This window comes from Geodermatophilus sp. URMC 63 (assembly GCF_053502565.1).
In genome coordinates this window covers 1,095,604-1,113,841 of sequence record NZ_CP199956.1, presented here as the reverse complement: position 1 = coordinate 1,113,841, position 18,238 = coordinate 1,095,604, and the positions used below count along the sequence as shown (strand labels likewise).

At 75.2% G+C, this 18,238-nt stretch carries 17 protein-coding genes, 1 pseudogene and 1 riboswitch; of the genes and pseudogenes, 12 read left to right on the top strand and 6 right to left on the bottom strand.

The features are described 5' to 3' along the window. Positions 1-135: 135 nt before the first annotated feature. From ACWIZO_RS05460 to ACWIZO_RS05450, 3 genes are all read left to right on the top strand, one after another. A complete protein-coding gene (locus tag ACWIZO_RS05460; protein ID WP_448641492.1) occupies positions 136-1,152 on the top strand; it encodes a cation diffusion facilitator family transporter in 1,017 nt (338 codons plus the stop codon). Positions 1,153-1,180: 28 nt separating this feature from the next. Beyond that, entirely contained in the window at positions 1,181-1,834 is a 654-nt protein-coding gene (locus ACWIZO_RS05455; RefSeq protein ID WP_448641491.1) for a DsbA family oxidoreductase, read from the top strand. Between the two features lie 93 nt (positions 1,835-1,927). Beyond that, the gene (locus ACWIZO_RS05450; RefSeq protein ID WP_448641490.1) at positions 1,928-2,809 is read left to right on the top strand and encodes an IS5 family transposase; all 882 of its coding nucleotides are present in this window, start codon (positions 1,928-1,930) and stop codon (positions 2,807-2,809) included. Between the two features lie 129 nt (positions 2,810-2,938). Here the strand turns inward: ACWIZO_RS05450 and ACWIZO_RS05445 are convergent, their stop codons facing one another. After that, entirely contained in the window at positions 2,939-3,181 is a 243-nt protein-coding gene (locus tag ACWIZO_RS05445) for an acyl carrier protein (RefSeq protein ID WP_106281135.1), read from the bottom strand. A 78-nt stretch (positions 3,182-3,259) separates the two neighbouring features. Beyond that, positions 3,260-3,511 (bottom strand): hypothetical protein, encoded by a 252-nt coding sequence (locus tag ACWIZO_RS05440; RefSeq protein ID WP_448641489.1) that lies wholly within the window; start codon positions 3,509-3,511, stop codon positions 3,260-3,262. Positions 3,512-3,584: 73 nt separating this feature from the next. On the opposite strand from ACWIZO_RS05440, the gene ACWIZO_RS05435 reads away from it, so the two are divergent. From ACWIZO_RS05435 to ACWIZO_RS05415, 5 genes are all read left to right on the top strand, one after another. Next, the gene (locus ACWIZO_RS05435) at positions 3,585-3,926 is read left to right on the top strand and encodes an ArsR/SmtB family transcription factor (RefSeq protein WP_448641488.1); all 342 of its coding nucleotides are present in this window, start codon (positions 3,585-3,587) and stop codon (positions 3,924-3,926) included. Next, positions 3,923-4,450 carry an SRPBCC domain-containing protein gene (locus ACWIZO_RS05430; protein WP_448641487.1) on the top strand — a complete coding sequence of 176 codons (528 nt, stop codon included), beginning with the start codon at positions 3,923-3,925 and terminating at the stop codon, positions 4,448-4,450. Before ACWIZO_RS05435 ends, ACWIZO_RS05430 begins: the two co-directional genes overlap by 4 nt. 360 nt (positions 4,451-4,810) lie before the next feature. Continuing rightward, on the top strand, positions 4,811-6,625 hold the full coding sequence (locus tag ACWIZO_RS05425) for a phosphoenolpyruvate carboxykinase (GTP) (RefSeq protein WP_448641486.1): 1,815 nt from the start codon (positions 4,811-4,813) through the stop codon (positions 6,623-6,625). Positions 6,626-6,805: 180 nt separating this feature from the next. After that, complete coding sequence (locus ACWIZO_RS05420; RefSeq protein ID WP_448641485.1) at positions 6,806-8,020, top strand: MFS transporter; 1,215 nt, start codon at positions 6,806-6,808, stop codon at positions 8,018-8,020. 10 nt (positions 8,021-8,030) lie between these two features. After that, positions 8,031-8,696, top strand: coding sequence for an acVLRF1 family peptidyl-tRNA hydrolase (locus ACWIZO_RS05415; protein WP_448641484.1), 666 nt, complete (start codon positions 8,031-8,033; stop codon positions 8,694-8,696). A 3-nt stretch (positions 8,697-8,699) separates the two neighbouring features. Here ACWIZO_RS05415 and ACWIZO_RS05410 read toward each other — a convergent pair whose 3' ends face one another. Next, positions 8,700-9,716: a zinc-binding dehydrogenase gene (locus tag ACWIZO_RS05410; RefSeq protein WP_448641483.1), complete on the bottom strand. Its 1,017-nt coding sequence runs from the start codon at positions 9,714-9,716 to the stop codon at positions 8,700-8,702. A 115-nt stretch (positions 9,717-9,831) separates the two neighbouring features. Here ACWIZO_RS05410 and ACWIZO_RS05405 point away from each other — a divergent pair, with 115 nt between their 5' ends. Both ACWIZO_RS05405 and ACWIZO_RS05400 read left to right on the top strand, forming a co-directional pair. After that, on the top strand, positions 9,832-11,883 hold the full coding sequence (locus tag ACWIZO_RS05405) for a HelD family protein (RefSeq protein ID WP_448641482.1): 2,052 nt from the start codon (positions 9,832-9,834) through the stop codon (positions 11,881-11,883). A 103-nt stretch (positions 11,884-11,986) separates the two neighbouring features. Continuing rightward, positions 11,987-14,509, top strand: coding sequence for a transglycosylase domain-containing protein (locus ACWIZO_RS05400; RefSeq protein WP_448641481.1), 2,523 nt, complete (start codon positions 11,987-11,989; stop codon positions 14,507-14,509). Positions 14,510-14,550: 41 nt separating this feature from the next. Here ACWIZO_RS05400 and ACWIZO_RS05395 read toward each other — a convergent pair. Both ACWIZO_RS05395 and ACWIZO_RS05390 read right to left on the bottom strand, forming a co-directional pair. Further along, a pseudogene (locus ACWIZO_RS05395) lies at positions 14,551-15,369 on the bottom strand (YhjD/YihY/BrkB family envelope integrity protein); the annotation flags it as partial. A 50-nt stretch (positions 15,370-15,419) separates the two neighbouring features. Further along, positions 15,420-15,644, bottom strand: a complete 225-nt coding sequence (locus ACWIZO_RS05390) for a hypothetical protein (protein WP_446757722.1) — start codon at positions 15,642-15,644, stop codon at positions 15,420-15,422. A 215-nt stretch (positions 15,645-15,859) separates the two neighbouring features. Further along, positions 15,860-15,948: riboswitch (cyclic di-AMP (ydaO/yuaA leader) on the top strand. Positions 15,949-15,983: 35 nt separating this feature from the next. Here ACWIZO_RS05390 and ACWIZO_RS05385 point away from each other — a divergent pair. After that, positions 15,984-17,150 (top strand): C40 family peptidase, encoded by a 1,167-nt coding sequence (locus ACWIZO_RS05385; RefSeq protein WP_448641480.1) that lies wholly within the window; start codon positions 15,984-15,986, stop codon positions 17,148-17,150. A 126-nt stretch (positions 17,151-17,276) separates the two neighbouring features. After that, on the top strand, positions 17,277-17,654 hold the full coding sequence (locus ACWIZO_RS05380; RefSeq protein ID WP_448641479.1) for a DUF2568 domain-containing protein: 378 nt from the start codon (positions 17,277-17,279) through the stop codon (positions 17,652-17,654). Here the strand turns inward: ACWIZO_RS05380 and ACWIZO_RS05375 are convergent. After that, a complete protein-coding gene (locus ACWIZO_RS05375; RefSeq protein ID WP_448641478.1) occupies positions 17,623-18,177 on the bottom strand; it encodes a hypothetical protein in 555 nt (184 codons plus the stop codon). The two genes, ACWIZO_RS05380 and ACWIZO_RS05375, sit on opposite strands and share 32 nt — an antisense overlap. Positions 18,178-18,238 lie beyond the last annotated feature (61 nt).

Here is an 18,238-nt window from a genome sequence, read left to right as displayed (position 1 = left end):
CGACGATCAGGTGACCTGATCGTGCAGCGTCCTCCCTCACCGTGGGACGGAAGGGAGGACGCTCGATGATCAGGTCCCCTGATCGTCGCGGAGCCCGGTGGTTGTCCGGGGCAACGGCGGGGCACCGGTGCGGCCATGAGCGAGCCGGTTCCCACCCGTGACCACGCCCTCGCCACCGAGGGCACCCACGGCGAGTCGGGTGGCGAGTCCGGCGGCGAGTCCACCGGCACCGTCGTCGTCGCCGGGCTGGCCAACCTCGGCATCGCGATCGCCAAGCTGGTCGGCGGCCTGATCAGCCACTCCTCGGCGATGCTGTCGGAGGCGGCGCACTCGCTGGCCGACACGATCACCGAGGTGCTGCTGTTCGTCGCGCTCAAGCGCGGGAACAAGGCCCCCGACGCCCGGCACCCGATCGGCTACGGCCGGGAGACCTACTTCTGGGCGCTGCTCGCCTGCCTGGCCACCTTCACCCTCGGCGCCGGCTTCTCCTTCTACCAGGGCGTGCAGACGATCCTCGTGGGTGAGGAGCAGGGCGACCCGCTCATCGCCTACGTCGTCCTGGCGGTCTCCTTCGTCCTCGAGGGCTCGTCCCTGCTCAAGGCCGTCCGGCAGGTCCGGGGGGCGGCGCGGAAGTGGGGGACGACGCCCCGGCGCTACCTGGCCGAGACCACCGACACCACGGTCAAGGCCGTCACGTTCGAGGACAGCGCCGCGCTGGTCGGCCTGGTCCTCGCCGCGCTGGGGCTCTTCCTCGAGCAGATCACCGGCGAGCCGGTGTGGGACGGCGTCGCCGCGATCCTCATCGGCGTCCTGCTGCTCCTGGTGGCCGGCTCGCTGGCGCGGGCCAACGTCTCGCTGCTCATCGGCCGGTCGGTGGCCCCGCGGCTCCAGGAGGAGCTGCGTGCGGAGATCGCCGGGCTCCCGCAGGTCGACGGCGTCCCGGTCCTCCTGACCACGGTCATCGGGCCCGGGCAGCTCGTCGTCATGGCCAAGGTCGACTTCGCCGACACCGCGACCGTCGCCGACATCGAGCACGCCTCCGACGAGGCCGAGCGGCGGCTGGTCTCCCGGCACGAGGGCGTCCGCTACGTCTTCCTCGACCCCACCCCCGGCGACGGCCGGGCGCGGGCGGAGGTGCACCGGCCGGAATGACGGACGGCCGGCCACGGTTGGGCCGGCGGTGCGCATCGAGGTGTGGTCCGACGTCGTCTGTCCGTGGTGCTACATCGGCAAGCGCCGGCTGGAGACCGCACTGGCGCGGTTCCCGCACCGCGACGAGGTCGAGGTGGTCTGGCGGTCCTTCCAGCTCGACCCCTCAATCCCCGAGGGGCAGACGCACCCGACCCTGCCGGCGCTCGCCGCCACGTACGGCCGCCCCGTCGAGGAGATGCGGGCGATGATGCGGCACGTCGAGGAGACCGCCGCCGGTGAGGGGCTCGAGTACTCCCTCGCCGACGGCGTCAGCGGCAACACGCTGCTGGCCCACGAGCTGGTCCACCTCGCCGCCGAGCGCGGGCTGCAGGCGCAGACGAAGGAGCGGCTGCTGCACGCCTACTTCGAGGAGGGGCATCCGGTCTTCGACGTCGACTCCCTCGCCGCCCTCGCCGTCGAGGTCGGGTTGGACGAGGCCGAGGTGCGCGCGACGCTGGCCGACCACCGGTACCGCCCCGCCGTCCTGGCCGACGCCGCGACCGCGCAGCAGCTCGGCGCCACCGGCGTCCCGTTCTTCGTCGTCGACCGCCGCTACGGCGCCGCCGGAGCCCAGCCGGCCGACGTGCTCCTCCAGCTGATCGAGCGCGCCTGGGCCGAGCGCGCGCCCGTCGCGAGCGCCTGAGAGCGTGTCCGAGAACTCGGGCTTGAGCGGCTGATGTGAGGAACTCCTGGTAGGCCGGTAGGTGTCTAGGCCACTGCCCTACCAGGAGTCCGCGTGCCATCTTCCCTGGCTTGCGTCTGCTCGTCCTGCCCGGCTCACCGCGGCAACGACCGTGGTCGTCGCGGTCAGCTCAGCCGCGGTGAGATCTATCCCGCCTCGGCGACCACCGACGCCCAGTGGGCGGTGATCGCACCTCTGCTGCCACCGGCGGGCAACACCTCCGGACGCGGCGGGCGCCCGGAGAAGCACGACCGCCGCCTGGTGTGCGACGCGATCTTCTACCTGGTGCACGGCGGCATCCCGTGGCGGGAGCTGCCCCGGGAGTTCCCGCCGCCGTCGACGGTGTGGACGATCTTCACCCGGTGGGTGCGCACCGGGGTCTGGCAGCGCATCCACGACGTGTTGGTGGACCTGCTGCGGGTGCGCCAGGGCAGAAAGCCGCTGCCGACCGCGGCGATCATCGACTCCCAGTCGGTGCGCGCCGCTGACACCGTCGCCGCGGCCAGCCGCGGGTATGACGCCGGTAAGCGCGTCAACGGCCGCAAACGGCACATTGCGGTGGATTCCAACGGCTGGCTGCTGGCGGTGCTGGTCACCGTCGCCGGCATCCAGGACCGCGACGGTGGGGTGCACCTGCTGGCCCGACTGCGCGAGAAGTACTCGACCATCTCGTGGGTGTGGGCCGATGCCGGCTACGCCGGGCGCCTGGTCACCTACGCCGCCCAGGTCTGGGCGCTGACCGTGGCGGTCGTGCGCCGCGCCGATGACCAGGTCGGCTTCCGCGTGCTCCACCGGCGCTGGGTGATCGAGCGCACCTTGGCCTGGATCAGCAAACACCGCCGCTGCGTCCGCGACTACGAGCGACGCATCGACACCAGCGAGGCCATGGTCACCATCGCCATGATCATGACCATGTCCCGCAGACTGGCCCGCTGACCGCAGTTCTCGGACACGCTCTGAGACGTGCCGAGGGCCCCTCACCGCCGGGTGAGGGGCCCTCGGGACGTGCTGGACCGGCACCTCTGCAGGATCCCGCCGCGAGCGGTGGGGCAGAGGATCCGCCCGCTACTGGGTGGCCGGGCCGCCCTGCTCCGTGCCGGAGAGGGTGCGCAGGAACTCGTGGCAGCGCCGGGCGCGCGCCGAGTCCTGCTCCATGACCTCGCGGAAGAAGGCGGCGATGTCGTCCAGGCCGGCGTTCTCGGCGTCCCGGACGTACTGGCCGTAGTCGTGCCCGGCCTTCAGCGAGTGGTACTGCACGGAGATGAGGTCGTACGTGACGTCCTCGAAGCCGGTCTCACCGGTGGCCATGGGGGACCTCCTCGTCGATGGGGATGGGCGACCGAGCAGGTTCCCCGTCACCGCCCGGTGAAAACGGACCGGTCCGCCTCAGGAGCGGCCGGCGTCCGTCGGCGCCTCGGAGAACGCCCCGCCGGTGACGTCGCCCCCGCCGGCGTCGTCGGCCAGGGTCTGCCCGGCGGTCGTCTCCGCGTCGTCGGCGGCCAGCTCGTCCTCGCCGCTGGACGCCGGGTCGTCGCCGGTCGAGGCCAGGTCCGCGCCCTGGCCGTAGGCGCCGGGGTCGGCCTGTGCCGTCCGGGGGTCGTTGAGCGGGTCCGGGACGTCGGGGTCGGTGACGGTCATGGAGCGTCGGGTGCCCGCCGGCGATGCCGGCGAACCCCTGGTGGACCCGTAACCGATGTGTTACGCAGTTGCCGTGCAGGCGCTCGCGGCCCTCGCCGACCCGATCCGGCGGGAGCTGCTCGCCCTGCTCGCGCGGGGTGAGCTGGCCGCCGGCGAGCTCGCCGGCCGGTTCCCGGTGAGCCGGCCGGCGGTCAGCCGCCACCTGCGCGTGCTGCGTGAGGCCGGGCTGGTCAGCAGCCGGGTCGAGGGACGCCGGCGGCTCTACGCGCTCGACCCGCGGCCGCTGCGGGAGCTCGACGAGTGGCTGGAGTCCTACCGCGGCCTGTGGACGCAGCGGCTCGACGCGCTGGACACCGAGATCGCCCGCGGCCGCCGGGCCCGGGTCCACCCCCCGACGGACGGAGCCGCACCGTGACCGACCGGACGACCCCCGCCGACCCGCCGACGCACCGCAGCGGCGTGGTCACCGAGCTCCCCGACGGGCGCCGGCGACTGGAGTTCCGCCGCTCCTGGCCCGACGGGCCCGACGACGTCTGGGCCGCGCTCACCGAGCCCGACCGGCTGGCCCGCTGGTTCGGCACCTACGACGGCGAGCGGGCGCTCGGCGGTCGCGGGACGCTGACGATGACGCACGAGGCGCAGCCGGTCGGCGAGGCGGTGCGGATCGCCGAGTGCGACCCGCCGCGCCGGCTGGTCGTCGAGTGGGTCGACCAGGCCGACTGGCGGGTCGAGCTGGTCCTCGCCGTGGCGAGCGGCCGCACCACGCTGCACTTCGTCCAGGTCTTCGCGGCCGGCACCGACGTCGTCGACTACGCCCTGGGCTGGCACTGGTACCTTGACGGGTTGGACGCCGAGGTCGGCGGACGCCCTGCCCCCGCCGACTGGGACTCCTTCCTGGCCGCCACCGGTCCCGACTACGGGCGGACGCCGGAGGGCTGAGGCGCTCTGCTCCACCGGCCGGATCGGTGCCGCGCCGGCCCGATCCGGCACGTGGAGGACGGAACCGGCCGGTGGAGCGCGGGGCCCGCCGGGGCGAGCGGCCGCCGGGACGCGGCGGGTGTCGGGGTGTGGAACCGGTCACGCCCGGAGCCCGGAACCGCGCGGATCGGCCCTCTTCCGAGGGACGGGACCCCGCACGACAAGACGTCCTATACGTAACATCTCTCACCGTTACAGACGGGTGTCCCCGCTTGTACGCTGACCCGACCGGACGGCCGGACTCGTTCCGCCGTCCCGCACACAGCACGTACCGGCGCCGGCGTCCTCCGCACCCGGCGTGCCCCAGAGGATGGAGACGCCGTGACTCAGTTGGCCACCCCCGGTCTCGACAACGCCCCGACCACCCACGCCCGCCTGCTCGCGTGGGTGCGCGAGATGGCGGAGCTGACACAGCCGGACCAGGTGGTGTGGGTCGACGGCACCGACGAGGAGTGGGAGCGGCTCACCCAGAAGCTGATCGACGCCGGCACCTTCACCCGCCTGGAGAAGAAGCCCAACTCCTTCTGGTGCGCCTCCGACCCCAGTGACGTCGCGCGCGTCGAGGACCGCACCTTCATCTGCTCGGTCGACGAGGCCGACGCGGGGCCCACCAACAACTGGATGGCCCCCGACGAGATGAAGTCGATCATGACCGAGCTGTACCGCGGCTCGATGCGGGGCCGGACGATGTACGTCATCCCGTTCTGCATGGGCCCGGTCGAGGCCGAGAACCCGATGTTCGGCGTCGAGCTCACCGACTCGGAGTACGTCGTCGTCTCCATGCGGGTCATGGCGCGCATCGGCAGCCGGATCCTCGAGGCGATGGGCACCGACCGGCCGTTCGTGCCGGCCATGCACTCCCTGGGCGCCCCGTTGGAGGAGGGCCAGGAGGACGTGCCGTGGCCCTGCAGCCAGACCAAGTACATCGTGCACTTCCCCGAGGAGCGGGCCATCTGGTCCTACGGCTCGGGCTACGGCGGCAACGCCCTGCTGGGCAAGAAGTGCTACTCCCTGCGGATCGCCTCGGCGATGGCCCGCGACGAGGGCTGGCTCGCCGAGCACATGCTGATCCTCAAGCTGACCAGCCCGCAGCAGAAGACGTACTACGTCGCCGGGGCCTTCCCCAGCGCCTGCGGCAAGACCAACCTGGCGATGCTCGAGCCAACCATCCCCGGGTGGAAGGTCGAGACCATCGGCGACGACATCGCCTGGATGCGGTTCGGTGAGGACGGCCGGCTCTACGCCGTGAACCCGGAGTACGGGCTGTTCGGCGTCGCCCCGGGCACCGGCTGGGACACCAACCCCAACGCGATGCGCACCATCGACAACGGCAACTCGGTCTTCACCAACGTGGCCCTCACCGACGACGGCGACGTCTGGTGGGAGGGCATGACCGACGAGCCGCCGGCGCACCTCACCAGCTGGAAGAAGCAGGACTGGACGCCGGAGTCCGACGAGCCCTCGTCGCACCCGAACTCGCGGTTCTGCACCCCGATCACCCAGTGCCCGATCCTGGCGCCGGAGTACACCGACCCGAAGGGCGTGCCGATCTCGGCGATCCTCTTCGGCGGCCGCCGCAAGACCACGATCCCGCTGGTCACCGAGGCGCGGGACTGGAACCACGGCGTGTTCATGGGCGCCACGCTGTCCTCGGAGACGACGGCCGCGGCCACCGGCGCCGTCGGCGTCGTCCGCCGCGACCCGTTCGCCATGCTGCCGTTCATCGGCTACAACGCCGGTGACTACTTCCGGCACTGGGTCGAGACCGGCAAGGCGCACGACGCGACCAAGCTGCCGAAGATCTTCTACGTCAACTGGTTCCGCCGCGACGAGGACGGCGGCTTCCTGTGGCCGGGCTTCGGCGAGAACAGCCGGGTGCTCAAGTGGGTCGTCGAGCGCCTCGAGGGCACCGCCGCCGCGGAGGAGACCCCGGTGGGCCACGTCCCGGCGGCCGACTCCCTCGACGTCTCGGGCCTGGGCATGACCGAGGACCGGGTGCGCAAGGTGCTCGCCGTCGACAAGGACGAGTGGCGCGAGGAGATCCCGCAGATCACCGAGTGGTTCGAGAAGTTCGGGGACAAGCTGCCCAGCACCATGTGGGACGAGCTGGAGATCCTCAAGAGCCGGCTCGCCTGAGAGAAGCCCCTGCCCCGGCAGGGGGGCCAGGGGAGCCACGCGGGCCCCGCACCGGACAGCGTCGTCCGGGGCGGGGCCCGCGCCCGTTCCGACACGGGGGCACGGCCGTCTCCGGGCCCCGCGGCCGGGTGTCGGTTAGCGTGGGGTGAACGGCATCCCCCTGACGACAGGTTCCCCTCGGTGCCCAATCCCTACCTGCACGTGCTGCGCACCCCGCACGCGCTGCCCATGGTGCTCGCCGCCTTCATCGGCCGGCTGCCGCTGTCGATGGTGGGCCTGGGCTGCGTCCTGCTCGTCGCCTCCGAGACCGGGTCCTACGGCCTGGGTGGCGCCGTCGCCGCCGCCGGCGCGGTCACCACCGCGATCGCCGGGCCGCTGCTGGGCCGGTGGGCCGACACCCACGGTCAGCGCCGGACGCTCCTGCCGGTGGTCGTGGTCTTCGCCGCGGCCGGCACGCTGTTCCTGACCGCGGTCAAGGAGGACTGGCCGCGCTGGACGTTCTTCGTCACCGCCGGCCTCGCCGGGGCCTGCATCCCACCGGTGGCCTCGATGATCCGGGTCCGCTGGACGCACCTGCTGCGCGGCACCACCCGGTTGCCGGCCGCGCTGGCGATGGAGTCCGTCGTCGACGAGTTCGTATTCATCGTCGGGCCGGTGCTGGTCACCTTCCTCTCCACCACCGGGCACTCGACCTCCGGCGTGGTCACCGCGTTCGCGCTGGCCGTCGTCGGCGCGCTGCTGTTCGCCGCGCAGGGCCGCACCCAGCCGCCGCCGCACGGGCACGAGGCCCGCAAGGGGCCCGCGGCGATCCGGACGCCGGGCCTGAAGGTGCTCTTCGTCGTCGGCGCCGCGGTCGGCTCGATCCTCGGCACGCTGGAGATCGCCCTGGTCGCCTTCGCCGACGCGGTCGACGCGATGGCGCTGTCGGGCGTGCTGATCGCCGGCCTCGCGGTCGGGTCGATGGCCAGCGGCATCGGCTGGGGCGCGGTGCACTGGCGGCACCCGCTGCGGCACCGGCTGCTGGTGGTGCTCGCGGCGCTGACCGTGCTCACCGTGCCGCTGTCGCTGGTCGGCAACGTCTGGGTGATGATCCCGCTGGTCGTGATCGCCGGTGTCGCCGTGTCGCCGTCGCTGATCAGCTCCTTCACCCTCGCCGAGCTGATCGTGCCGCGCTCGGCGGTGACCGAGGCCTTCACCTGGATCGGCACCGCGCTGGGGCTCGGCGTCGCCGTCGGCACCTCGGTCGCGGGCAAGATCGTCGACACCTACGGCGCCAACGCGTCGTTCCTCGTCGCCACGGTCTCCGCGGGCCTCGCCGCCCTCGTCGTCCTGGCGTTCCAGCGGCTGCTGCACGTGCCCGCCGAGCACGCCGCCGAGCCCGCGATGGCCGGCTGAGCCCGGGCCCGTGACGCGCCCCCGGCCGGCGGCCGGCGGCGGCCGCGTCCTCGGCGTCGCCCCCGAGCGGCTGGGCCGGTGGCTCGACGGCGTCGTCGCCCGGCACGGGGCGCCGGAGACGGCCGTCGACGACGCCGGCGCGCTGCACCTCACCTGCGCCGACGGCACCGCGGTGACCCTGCGGGCGCCCTTCGGGTGGACGCCGGCCCGGCCGCTGCTGACCTCGTTCACCGCCGCGGCCCGGCAGCCCCGGCGGGCGGCGGTGCTGCTGGTGCGGCGGGGCCGCTGGGCCGCCGGCGTGTTCGACGGGACCGGCCTCGTCGTCTCCAAGGTCGACACCCGCCTGGTGCAGGGCCGCACCGCCGCCGGCGGCTGGAGTCAGCAGCGCTTCGCCCGCCGCCGCGCCTCCCAGGCCGACGCCGTCGTGGGAGCCGCCGCCGACACCGCCGCCCGGGTGCTGCTGCCCCACGCCGGGGAGGTGGCGGGACTGTTCACCGGCGGCGACCGGCCGATGGTCGACGACGTGCTCGCCGACCCCCGGCTGCGGCGCCTGGCGGCGCTGCGCCGGGAGCCCGCGCTGCAGGTCGGGGAGCCGACGAGGGCGGTGCTGGAGACGACGCCCACGCAGTTCCGGGCGGTGCGGGTGCACATCACCGAGCCCGCGGACCGCCGCTAGCGATCAGCCGTGCGGGAGCAGGACCAGGCGGATCGGGTTGCCCTCCTTGTGCTCCAGCATCTCGACGCCGCGCGCGGCCTCGGCCAGCGGCAGGGTGCCCGAGATCGAGCGGGACAGGTCCAGCCGGCCGTGCCGGATCAGCCGCACCAGTTGCTCCACGTGCTGGGGCGCGGAGCCGTAGTGGCCCAGCAGGCGCTGGCCGAAGTAGCTGAACTGGGTGCCGTTGCGCAGGGTCAGCGGCTGGTCGGTCAGGCCGACGAGCACCAGTCCGCCGTCGCGTTCGAGGCAGCGCACCGCCTGCTCGCGCACGGGCGGCACCCCGGCGAAGTCGAAGGCGTGGGACAGCCCGGGGCCGCCGGTGAGCTCGCGCACCCGCGTCGCGACGTCCTCCGCCGGGTCCAGCGCCAGGTCCGCGCCGAAGGCCAGCGCGCGGTCCCGCGCCGACTCCACCGGGTCGACGGCGACGATCGGTGCCGCCCCGGCCAGCCGCAGCAGCTGGACGGCGTGCGCGCCCAGCCCGCCGATGCCCCACACGCCCACCGGCTCCCCGGCCCGGACGCCGGCGGTCTCCACGATCGAGGCCCACGGCGTCGACACGGCGTCGGGGACGATGCAGGCCTGCTCGAAGAGCAGGTCGTCGGGGATGGGCACCAGCGTGCCGGCCGTGGCCAGCGCGTACTGCGCCCAGCCGCCGTCGTAGTCGACGCCGCGGGTGTGGATCCAGCCGTCGACCTCCTCGCCGGCCTGCAGCGTGACGCGAGCGCCCTCCGTCCAGCCGGTCACCCCCTCGCCGATCCCGGCGACGACGCCGGCCACCTCGTGTCCGAGCGTCACCTCCTCGCCCCGGAGGAACAGCGGGCTGAGCGTGCCGTCGACGAGGTGGACGTCGGACAGGCAGATCCCCGCCGCCCGCACCTCGACGAGGACCTGGCCGGGGCCGGGCGTGGGCCGCGGCACCTCCGTGACCGCGAACTCCCTGGTGCGCACGTTCAACCGGCCGGCGAGCATCGAGTCGGGCATGCCCCGGTCCTCCCCCGGGGCCCGCGGCGCCACACGTGGCGCCCGGCGTGCGGTGACGCGGAACTGCCCGTACTCGGGTGACGGGGAGCACGGTCCGGCGTAACGTCCACCGACCGTGTCCGCGACCCCGACCGACACGACCCCGACCGACCCCGCCGCCGACCCCGCCGCCGACCCGGTCCTCGCCGCCGAGCGCGCCCACCTGGCCCTCGCCGGGGACTGCCTGAGCCAGATGCGCAGCGCCGCCTCCGCCGTCGTCGACGCCGGGGTGGACGCCTGGGCCTCCGAGCGGCTGGGCGCCGCCCGTGCCGAGCGGCTGCGCTCCCTGGCCGCCGACCCCGGCGTCCCCGCCTTCTTCGGCCGCACCGACGCCGCCGACGAGACCTTCCACGTCGGCCGCCGGCACGTCCGCGACGCCGCCGGCCGCCCGGTGGTCATCGACTGGCGCGCCCCGATGAGCCGGCCGTTCTACCGGGCCAGCGCCGCCGACCCGCAGGGCCTCGTGCGCCGCCGCCGCTTCGGCTTCTCCGGCGGCGAGCTGACCAGCTACGAGGACGAGCTGCTCGGAGCCGGTCAGGAGGGCGACGGGACGCTGCTGCGGCAGGAGATCGAGCGCCCGCGCAGCGGCCCCATGCGCGACATCGTCGCCACCATCCAGCCCGAGCAGGACGAGATCGTGCGGGCGCCGCTGGCCGAGTCGGTCTGCGTCCAGGGCGCCCCGGGGACCGGCAAGACGGCGGTGGGCCTGCACCGCGCCGCCTACCTGCTCTACACGCACGGCGGGCAGCTCGCGCGCACCGGCGTCCTCGTCGTCGGGCCCAACCGGGCGTTCCTCCGCTACATCGAGCAGGTGCTGCCCACCCTCGGCGAGGTCGACGTCGACCAGACGACGGTCGCCGAGCTCACCGGCCGGGTGCCGGTGCGGGCGCAGGACCCGCCGGAGGTCGCCGTCCTCAAGGGGGACGCCCGCATGGCCGAGGTGCTCTCGCGCGCGCTGTGGGGGTCGATCGCCAAGCCCACCGAGGACGTGCTGGTCCCGCTCGCCGGCCGCCGCTGGCGGGTGCCGGTGGAGCGGCTCAAGCGCCACGTCGACGACCTGCGCCGCCGCGGGCGGGTCCCCGACGACCAGCAGCGCCTGCACCACGCCGCCGGCCGGGAGCGGCTGGCGATGCTGCTGGCCGAGGACGCGCGGCGGCAGACGGAGGAGGCCGGCGGCAGCCCGACCGACGCCGAGACCCGCCGGGCCGCCCGCAGCGCCGAGGTGCGGGCGTTCTGCGACGCCGTCTGGCCGGCCCGGGACGCTGCCGGGCTGGTCGCCGCGCTGCTGTCCGACCCGGCCGTCCTCGCCCGCGCGGCCCGCGGCGTGCTCACCGACGACGAGCAGGCCCTGCTGCGCCGCCCGCCCGCGCGGTCGGTGCGCAGCGCGCCGTGGACCGCGGCCGACGCCGTCCTGGTCGACGAGGCCGCCGGGCTGCTGGAGCGCACCGGCGGCTACGGGCACGTCGTCGTCGACGAGGCGCAGGACCTCTCGCCCATGCAGTGCCGGGCGGTGGCGCGCCGGCTGGCCGCCGGGTCGCTCACCGTGCTCGGTGACCTCGCGCAGGCGACCAGCCCCTGGTCGGCGGCCGACTGGTCCCCCACGCTGGCCGGCCTGGGCCGCCCTGACACCGCCGTCCACCCGCTGACGCGCGGCTACCGGGTGCCGGGGGAGGTCCTCGACTACGCCAACCGGCTGTTGCCGGCGATCGCGCCCGGACTGCCGGCGGCGACGGCCGTGCGCCGCGACCCCGGCTCCCTGCGCGTGCGGCCGGTCCCCGACCTGGCCGGGGCGCTGGCCGGCGTGGTGGCCGGGCTCGCCGCGGGGCCGGGGTCGGTGGGCGTCGTCTGCGCCGACGCCGCGGTGCCCGACGTGGCGCGGCTGCTGCAGGACGCCGGCCTGCCGGCCGCGGTGCTCGCCGACGACGGCGCGGCCGCCGCGCGGGTCGCCGTCGTGCCCGCGACGCTGGCCAAGGGGCTGGAGTTCGACGCCGTCGTCGTCGCCGACCCGGCGGCGATCGTGGCCGCCGAGCCGCGCGGGCTCCACCGGCTCTACGTGGTGCTCACCCGCGCGGTCAGCACGCTGGTCGTGCTGCACCGCGACGACCTGCCGGCCGTGCTGAGCGGCTGAGCGCCACCGGCCCGTCCGTCCCCGTCCGGAGGACGTACGGCGCGGGTGGTTGTGACCCGCACCGATTCCTGTTGCAGTGTGCGCGGCCCGAGGAGGGAGGCCCATGGACCCGCTGCCGAGCCGGCTGGGCACGATGGTGCGGCTGGCCGCCGTGATCCTGGTCGCCGGTGCCCTGCTGGCCGGGCTGCTCCTGCCGTGGGTCGGCGTGCCCTCGCTGGCCGCCCAGCAGTCGACCGGCCTGCTCGGCGACCTCCCCACCGAGCTGACCGTCGACCCGCCGGCGGGCAACACCGTCCTGCTCGCGGCGAACGGCGAGCCGATCACGTACTTCTACGACGAGAACCGCGACCCGGTGGAGCCCGGCGAGATCGCCGAGGTGATGAAGCAGGCGATGGTGGCCATCGAGGACGCCCGCTTCTACGAGCACCACGGCCTCGACGTGCAGGGGACGGCGCGCGCGCTGGCCATGAACATCGCCGCCGGCGGCGTGGAGGAGGGCGGGTCGACGCTCACCCAGCAGCTGGTCAAGCAGACCCTGCTGCAGACCGCCGACACCGCCGAGGAGCGCGCGGCGGCCACGGAGCAGACGCTCGGCCGCAAGGTGCGCGAGGCCCGCCTGGCGTTGGCGGTCGAGGACGCCTACAGCAAGGACGAGATCCTCACCCGCTACCTCAACCTGGTCTACTTCGGCCAGAACGCCTACGGCGTCCAGCCCGCCGCCCGTGCCTTCTTCGGCGTCGACGCCGCCGCGCTGACCCTGCCGCAGGCGGCGCTCCTGGCCGGGCTGGTGCAGAGTCCCACCTCCGACGACCCGTTCACCGCCCCGGAGGCGGCCACGGCGCGCCGCGACGAGGTGCTGTCGCGGATGGCCGAGCAGGGCCTCGTCACCGCCGACGAGGCCGCCGCCGCGCAGGCCGAGCCGCTGGGGCTGGCGCCCGGACCGGCCCCGCCCCGCGGCTGCGTGCAGGCCGGCGTCGGCCCGTTCGTCTGCGACTTCGTGCAGCGGCACCTGATCGAGGACCTCGGCCTGACCCAGGAGCAGCTCGACAACGGCGGCTACGTCGTCCAGACGACGCTGGACCCGGAGCTGCAGCGCTCCGCCGACGCCGCCGTGCTGCAGACGCTGGCGCCGCAGGACTCGCTGGCCGGCATGTTCACCGCCGTCGAGCCCGGAACCGGCCACCTGCTGGCCATGAGCGTCAACCGGACCTTCGGCTACGACCGGGCCGACCCGACGCAGGAGTCGTTCAACCTCAACACCTGGCCCAGCCAGGGCTCGGGCTCCACCTACAAGGTGTTCGTGGCCGCCGCCGCGCTGGCCCGCGGCTTCTCCTCGCACTACACGCTCACGGCGCCCGACCCCTACGTGTCGCGGGTCTACGGCGGCCCCTGCGAGGGCCGCGCCACCGACGGCCGGTACTGCGTGCGCAACGCCGGGTCGGGCTACCGGCCGACCCTCGACCTGACCACGGCGCTCTACCAGTCGTCGAACACGTACTTCCTCGCACTCGAGGATGCCCTGGGCAGCGTCGAGGAGCCGGTGCGGATGGCCGAGGCGGCGGGGCTGTTCCAGTTCAGCCCGCCGGGCCTGGCCCAGCAGATCGTCGACGAGAACCGCGGCTCGTTCACCTTCGGTGCCGAGGCCACCAGCCCGCTGGCGCTCGCCAGCGCGTACTCCACCTTCGCCGCCAGCGGCACCCGGTGCGACGTCGTCCCGGTCACCTCCGTCCTCGACGCCCACGGCCGGCCCGCCGTCGGTGCCGACGGCGAGCCGCTGGACGTCGGCGACCGCTGCACGCCGGAGGCGGTCCCGCCGGGCGTGGCCGACACCCTCACCCAGATGCTGCGCAAGGACGTCGAGCCGGGCAACCCCGGGCAGACCGGGTCACGCGCCTACGTGCCGGGGCACCAGATCGCCGGCAAGACGGGCACCTCGCAGGACAACTACTCGGTGGCCTTCGTGGGCTACACGCCCGAGATCACCGCGAGCGTCATGGTGCTCAACCCCAAGCGCAACGAGGACGTCGGCGGCTTCGGCGGCGGGAAGGGCGCCACGATCTGGCACGACGCGATGGCGCCGGTGCTGCAGGCGCGCGGCAGCGGCGAGTTCCCGCCCGCCGACCCCACCGTGCAGGACGGCAACACCCGGCCGGTGCCCGGGTGCTCCAGCGTGCGGGCCTGCGAGCGCGCGCTCGCCGATGCCGGGTTCACCTCCCGGGCCGTGCGCGTCGACAGCGACGAGGCGGAGGGCACGCTGCTGGGCACCAGCCCCCCGCGCGGCGGCCGCGCCGTCCCCGGCCAGCAGGTGTCGATCCTGGTGAGCAACGGCAGCGACTACGTCGAGCCGGCTCCCGAGCCCCCGGCCGCCCCGGCGCCGGACCCCCGGCCCGCACCGGAGACGTCCTCGGCGCCCGAGCCGCCCCCGCCCGCCCCCGCGCCCGAGGCGCCGGCCCCGGAGCCCGCGCCGGCACCCGAGCCGCCGCCACCGGCACCGGAACCGGCCCCCGAGCCGGCACCGGAACCGGAGCCGGCTCCCGAGCCGCCGGTGGCCCCGGCGCTGCCGGGGCCGGAGCTGCCCGTACCCGGACTGCCGCCGGGGTTCTCGCCGGGGTTCCCGCCGGGGTAGTCCTCCTGCTGCCGCTGGCCCAGGAGTTCGTCGAGGGACTGGGTGAGCAGCCACCCGGCGAGCAGCACCAGGTGCAGCATGAACATCCACAGGCCGACGGCCACCACCGCGCCCACGGCGACGAGGCCGCCGAAGGGCGCCCCGAGGTCCAGGGGCAGCGACAGGAACACCACGAACCCCTGCAGGAACCCCGACAGGCACGCCGCGGTGAACAGGGCGCCGCACGCCACCGCGCGCCGGCGGTGCCGGCCGGCGGCGACCACGCCGAAGCCCCAGGCGAGGGGCACGGTGAGGACGAACAGCACGGAGTAGTAGCCGACGAAGAAGCGGCCGACCGCCGGGCCCACGCCGTCCTGCTGGGCCAGGTCGGCCATGAAGCGGGCGGCCAGCAGCAGCGGGTACAGCAGCACGGGGGTCACGACGACCAGCGGCAGCGTGAGCAGCCGTCCGCGCCAGCCGGTGAGGGTGTCGGTGTCCCGGTGCCGGCTGAAGCGCAGCAGGGCGCGGCGCAGGCCCTCGCCGTAGAAGGAGAGGGGCACCAGCGCCAGGACGAAGCCGAGCAGGTCCAGCCGGACCCCGGCGGAGGCCAGCCGCTCGACCGCGCCGGGCGCGCCCAGCTCGGCCGGCAGGAGCTCGGTCAGCCGGCCGACGAGTGCCCGCACCTCGGCGGGTGAGGTGGCCAGCGCGGTGAGCCGCACGGCCACCAGCAGCAGTGGCACGACCGCGATGCCCGCGTAGAAGGTCAGCCCGGCGGCGATGAGGGCGAGGTCGCGGCCGCGCAGCAGGCGCCGGGCGCCGACCAGGAGCGCGCGCGTCGCGGCGCCCAGCCCGGCCGCCGTCCACCTCCGTCCCCGGCTCACCGGCTCACGACCCGGGCGGTCGCGCGCCCGCCGACGGTCCGGGGCAGCGCTCAGCCGCCGGGGTTCGCGTCGTCGGTGGTCGGCGCGTCGTTGCCCGGGTTCTCGCCGGTCTCCTGGCAGCTGGCGTCGTTGGGGTTGCTCGCGTCCTCTCCGCTGGAGTCGCAGTTGGTGGGCCCCCGGGAGAAGTCGGTGTTGTCGCCGCAGGCGACCAGTGAGCCGAGGAGGGCGAGCACGACGAGCGGCCGGGCGAGGCGCGAGCGCGTGGAGGAGGACATGCCCGACTCGTGCTCGTCCCGGCGCCCTCCCAAACGGGTGTGCCGGAACCGGGCGGCGACCCACCGGTCGGGTGTGAGCGGGATGACGGGAAAGTACTCATTGTCACGAGCCGGTTACGCCCTTACGCTGTGTACGTCCAACGGGGCGTTCCGTCACCTACCTGGGTGACACCCCGTGGACGCCGTCGAGCCGGTCCTCCCGCGAGGGGGGCCGGGCCGGGGACCCAACGCAGTCCCGGGGTGAAGCGTGCGCGGTCCGCGCGCGCCGGGCGACTCCACGCCCGAACCCGTCAGCTAACCCGGTAGGCGGCCTGGGAGGAGAAGGAGAGACGCCGACCCGTGGCGCCCCTGAGCACGTCCGTCGCCTGCCTGACCGCGACCACCCGGTCGCGCCGCCGCGTCGTCCTCGCCCTCGTCGGCGCCCTGGGCATCGGCCTCGGTCTCGGGAGCGTCCCCGCGCCGGCCGCCGCCGAGGAGCCCACCACCGCGGCCGAGGCCGCCGAGCTCGTCGCCGCCCGCGGGCACGACCTCGAGGTCGTCACGGAGCGGTTCAACGAGGCGCGCGAGGGGCTGGCCGCCCAGCAGGCCGCCGCCGACGCCGCGGCCGCGACGCTGACCCAGGCCCAGGCATCGGTGGACACCGCCCGCGACCAGGTGGTCGGGATCGCCCGGTCGGCCTACACCGGCGACGCGATGGGCCCGCTGCAGGCCCTCATGACCAGCCAGGACGCCGACGAGTTCGTCAACCGGGTGACCCTGCTCCAGGGCGTCGCCGGGTACCAGAACGGCCTGCTCGGCGAGGCCGTCACGGCCACCGAGACCGCGACCGCGGCACAGACGGCGGCCGCCGAGGCCGCCGCCGAGGCCCAGCGCCGGTACGACGACGTCGCCAGCCAGCAGGCCGGCCTCGAGGCGCAGATCGCCGAGTACCAGGCCGACTTCGCCCGGCTGAGCGCCGAGGAGAAGCGCGCCGCCCTCGAGGCCGCCGCCGCCGCGCACGCCGCCGAGGAGGCCCAGCGGGCCAGCCGCGACGAGGAGCGCGCCGCCGCGACCTCCGGGAGCGCGCCCGCGTCGTCCCCGGGCTCCTCGTCCCCGTCCTCGTCGTCGTCCCCGACCTCGAGCGCCCCGGCCGCCGTGCCGTCGGGTGGGGGCAGCGGCGCCGCCGCGACGGTGGTGGCCACGGCCATGGCCCAGCGCGGCAAGCCCTACGTGTGGGCGGCGGCCGGCCCGGGCTCCTTCGACTGCTCCGGCCTGACCCAGTACGCCTTCCGCGCCGCGGGCATCAGCCTCCCGCACTCCAGCGGCATGCAGTCGCGCATGGGCACCGCGGTCTCCCGGGCCGACCTGCAGCCCGGTGACCTGGTCTTCTTCTACAGCCCGGTCAGCCACGTCGGCATCTACGTCGGCAACGGCCAGATGGTGCACGCCCCCACCTCCGGCGACGTGGTCAAGGTGGCCAGCATCGACGCGATGGGCGGCTACGCCGGCGCCCGCCGCCTCACCTGACGCGGCGACCGCTCGCGGAGCCCCGGCCCTCCCTCGGGAGCCGGGGCTCCGCTGCGTCTGGACGCCGGCCGATCGGTGTGGAACGCTGCTCGCATAAAAGAGCAGTGCTCACAGCAGGAGGCCGGGATGCGCCGTACAGGGGCATGGACGTGGGCGGCCGCCGCCCTCCTCTCGGAGACGGCGGCGCTGGGCGTGCTGGCCTGGTGGGGGGCCACCGTGCCGGAGGCGGTCGCCCTCCGGGTGCTCCTCGGAGCGGGCCTGCCGGCGGCTGCGGCGGTGCTGTGGGGTCTGTTCGCCGCGCCCCGCGCCGCCGTCCGGGCGCGGGCGCTGCTCGTCCTCACGAAGCTGGCCGTGCTCGGGGGCGCGGTCGCCGCCCTGGCCGACCTCGCCGGGCCCGTGCCGGCCGCCGTCCTGGCGGTGGTCGCGGCCGCCGGCGCGCTGCTGTCCGACCCGGCGGCCCTGCAGCCGCCGGTCAGGGACGCGGCGGCTGCCCGGGCGCGCTGACCCGCTGCAGCAGGCCCCAGACGAAGGCCGCCGTGGCGCCCGAGGGCAGGCGGACCTCCCAGCGGGTCACGACGCCGGGGTCGACGTCCACGGCGCCGGGCAGCCCGCTGACGTCGCCGACGACGTGCTCCCACACCCGCAGCCGCCCCGCGGTCGCCGGCGGCACGGGTGAGCCGGGCGCCCGGACGAGGTGCTCGTGCAGCACCGTCGCGCCCGGGCCCGCGACGACCTCCCAGCGCAGGTGCGGCCACAGCGGCAGCGGCCAGCGGCGCACCTCGAGGTCGAGGTCGCCGAACCGGCGCTCCTCGACCTGCTCCGCCGGCCCCAGGACGGCGGCGCGCAGCGCCAGCCCGCGCGGCGCCCGCGGCGCGTGGTGCAGCGCCTGCCAGCGGGTGTGGGCGGCGTGGGCCTCGGCGCGGGTGGCGCCGAGGCGGGGGAGCGCCCCGGCGACCAGGTCGGGACGCAGGTCGGCCATGCGGCGGAGCAGCACGAGGCAGAACTCCCGCCGCGCCAGACCCCGCACGCCCACCGACCCTGCCACGGAGGTCACACCGCCGGCCGGGACCCTCGACGTCCGGTCGCCG

What these genes read in the sequence shown, in the direction of transcription:
- ACWIZO_RS05460 (WP_448641492.1), top strand. Translation starts at nt 136, where the DNA reads ATGAGCGAGCCGGTTCCCACCCGTGACCACGCCCTCGCCACCGAGGGC.
- ACWIZO_RS05445 (WP_106281135.1), bottom strand. Translation starts at nt 3,181, where the DNA reads ATGGCCACCGGTGAGACCGGCTTCGAGGACGTCACGTACGACCTCATC.
- ACWIZO_RS05440 (WP_448641489.1), bottom strand. Translation starts at nt 3,511, where the DNA reads ATGACCGTCACCGACCCCGACGTCCCGGACCCGCTCAACGACCCCCGG.
- ACWIZO_RS05410 (WP_448641483.1), bottom strand. Translation starts at nt 9,716, where the DNA reads ATGCCCGACTCGATGCTCGCCGGCCGGTTGAACGTGCGCACCAGGGAG.
- ACWIZO_RS05400 (WP_448641481.1), top strand. Translation starts at nt 11,987, where the DNA reads ATGGACCCGCTGCCGAGCCGGCTGGGCACGATGGTGCGGCTGGCCGCC.
- ACWIZO_RS05390 (WP_446757722.1), bottom strand. Translation starts at nt 15,644, where the DNA reads ATGTCCTCCTCCACGCGCTCGCGCCTCGCCCGGCCGCTCGTCGTGCTC.
- ACWIZO_RS05380 (WP_448641479.1), top strand. Translation starts at nt 17,277, where the DNA reads ATGCGCCGTACAGGGGCATGGACGTGGGCGGCCGCCGCCCTCCTCTCG.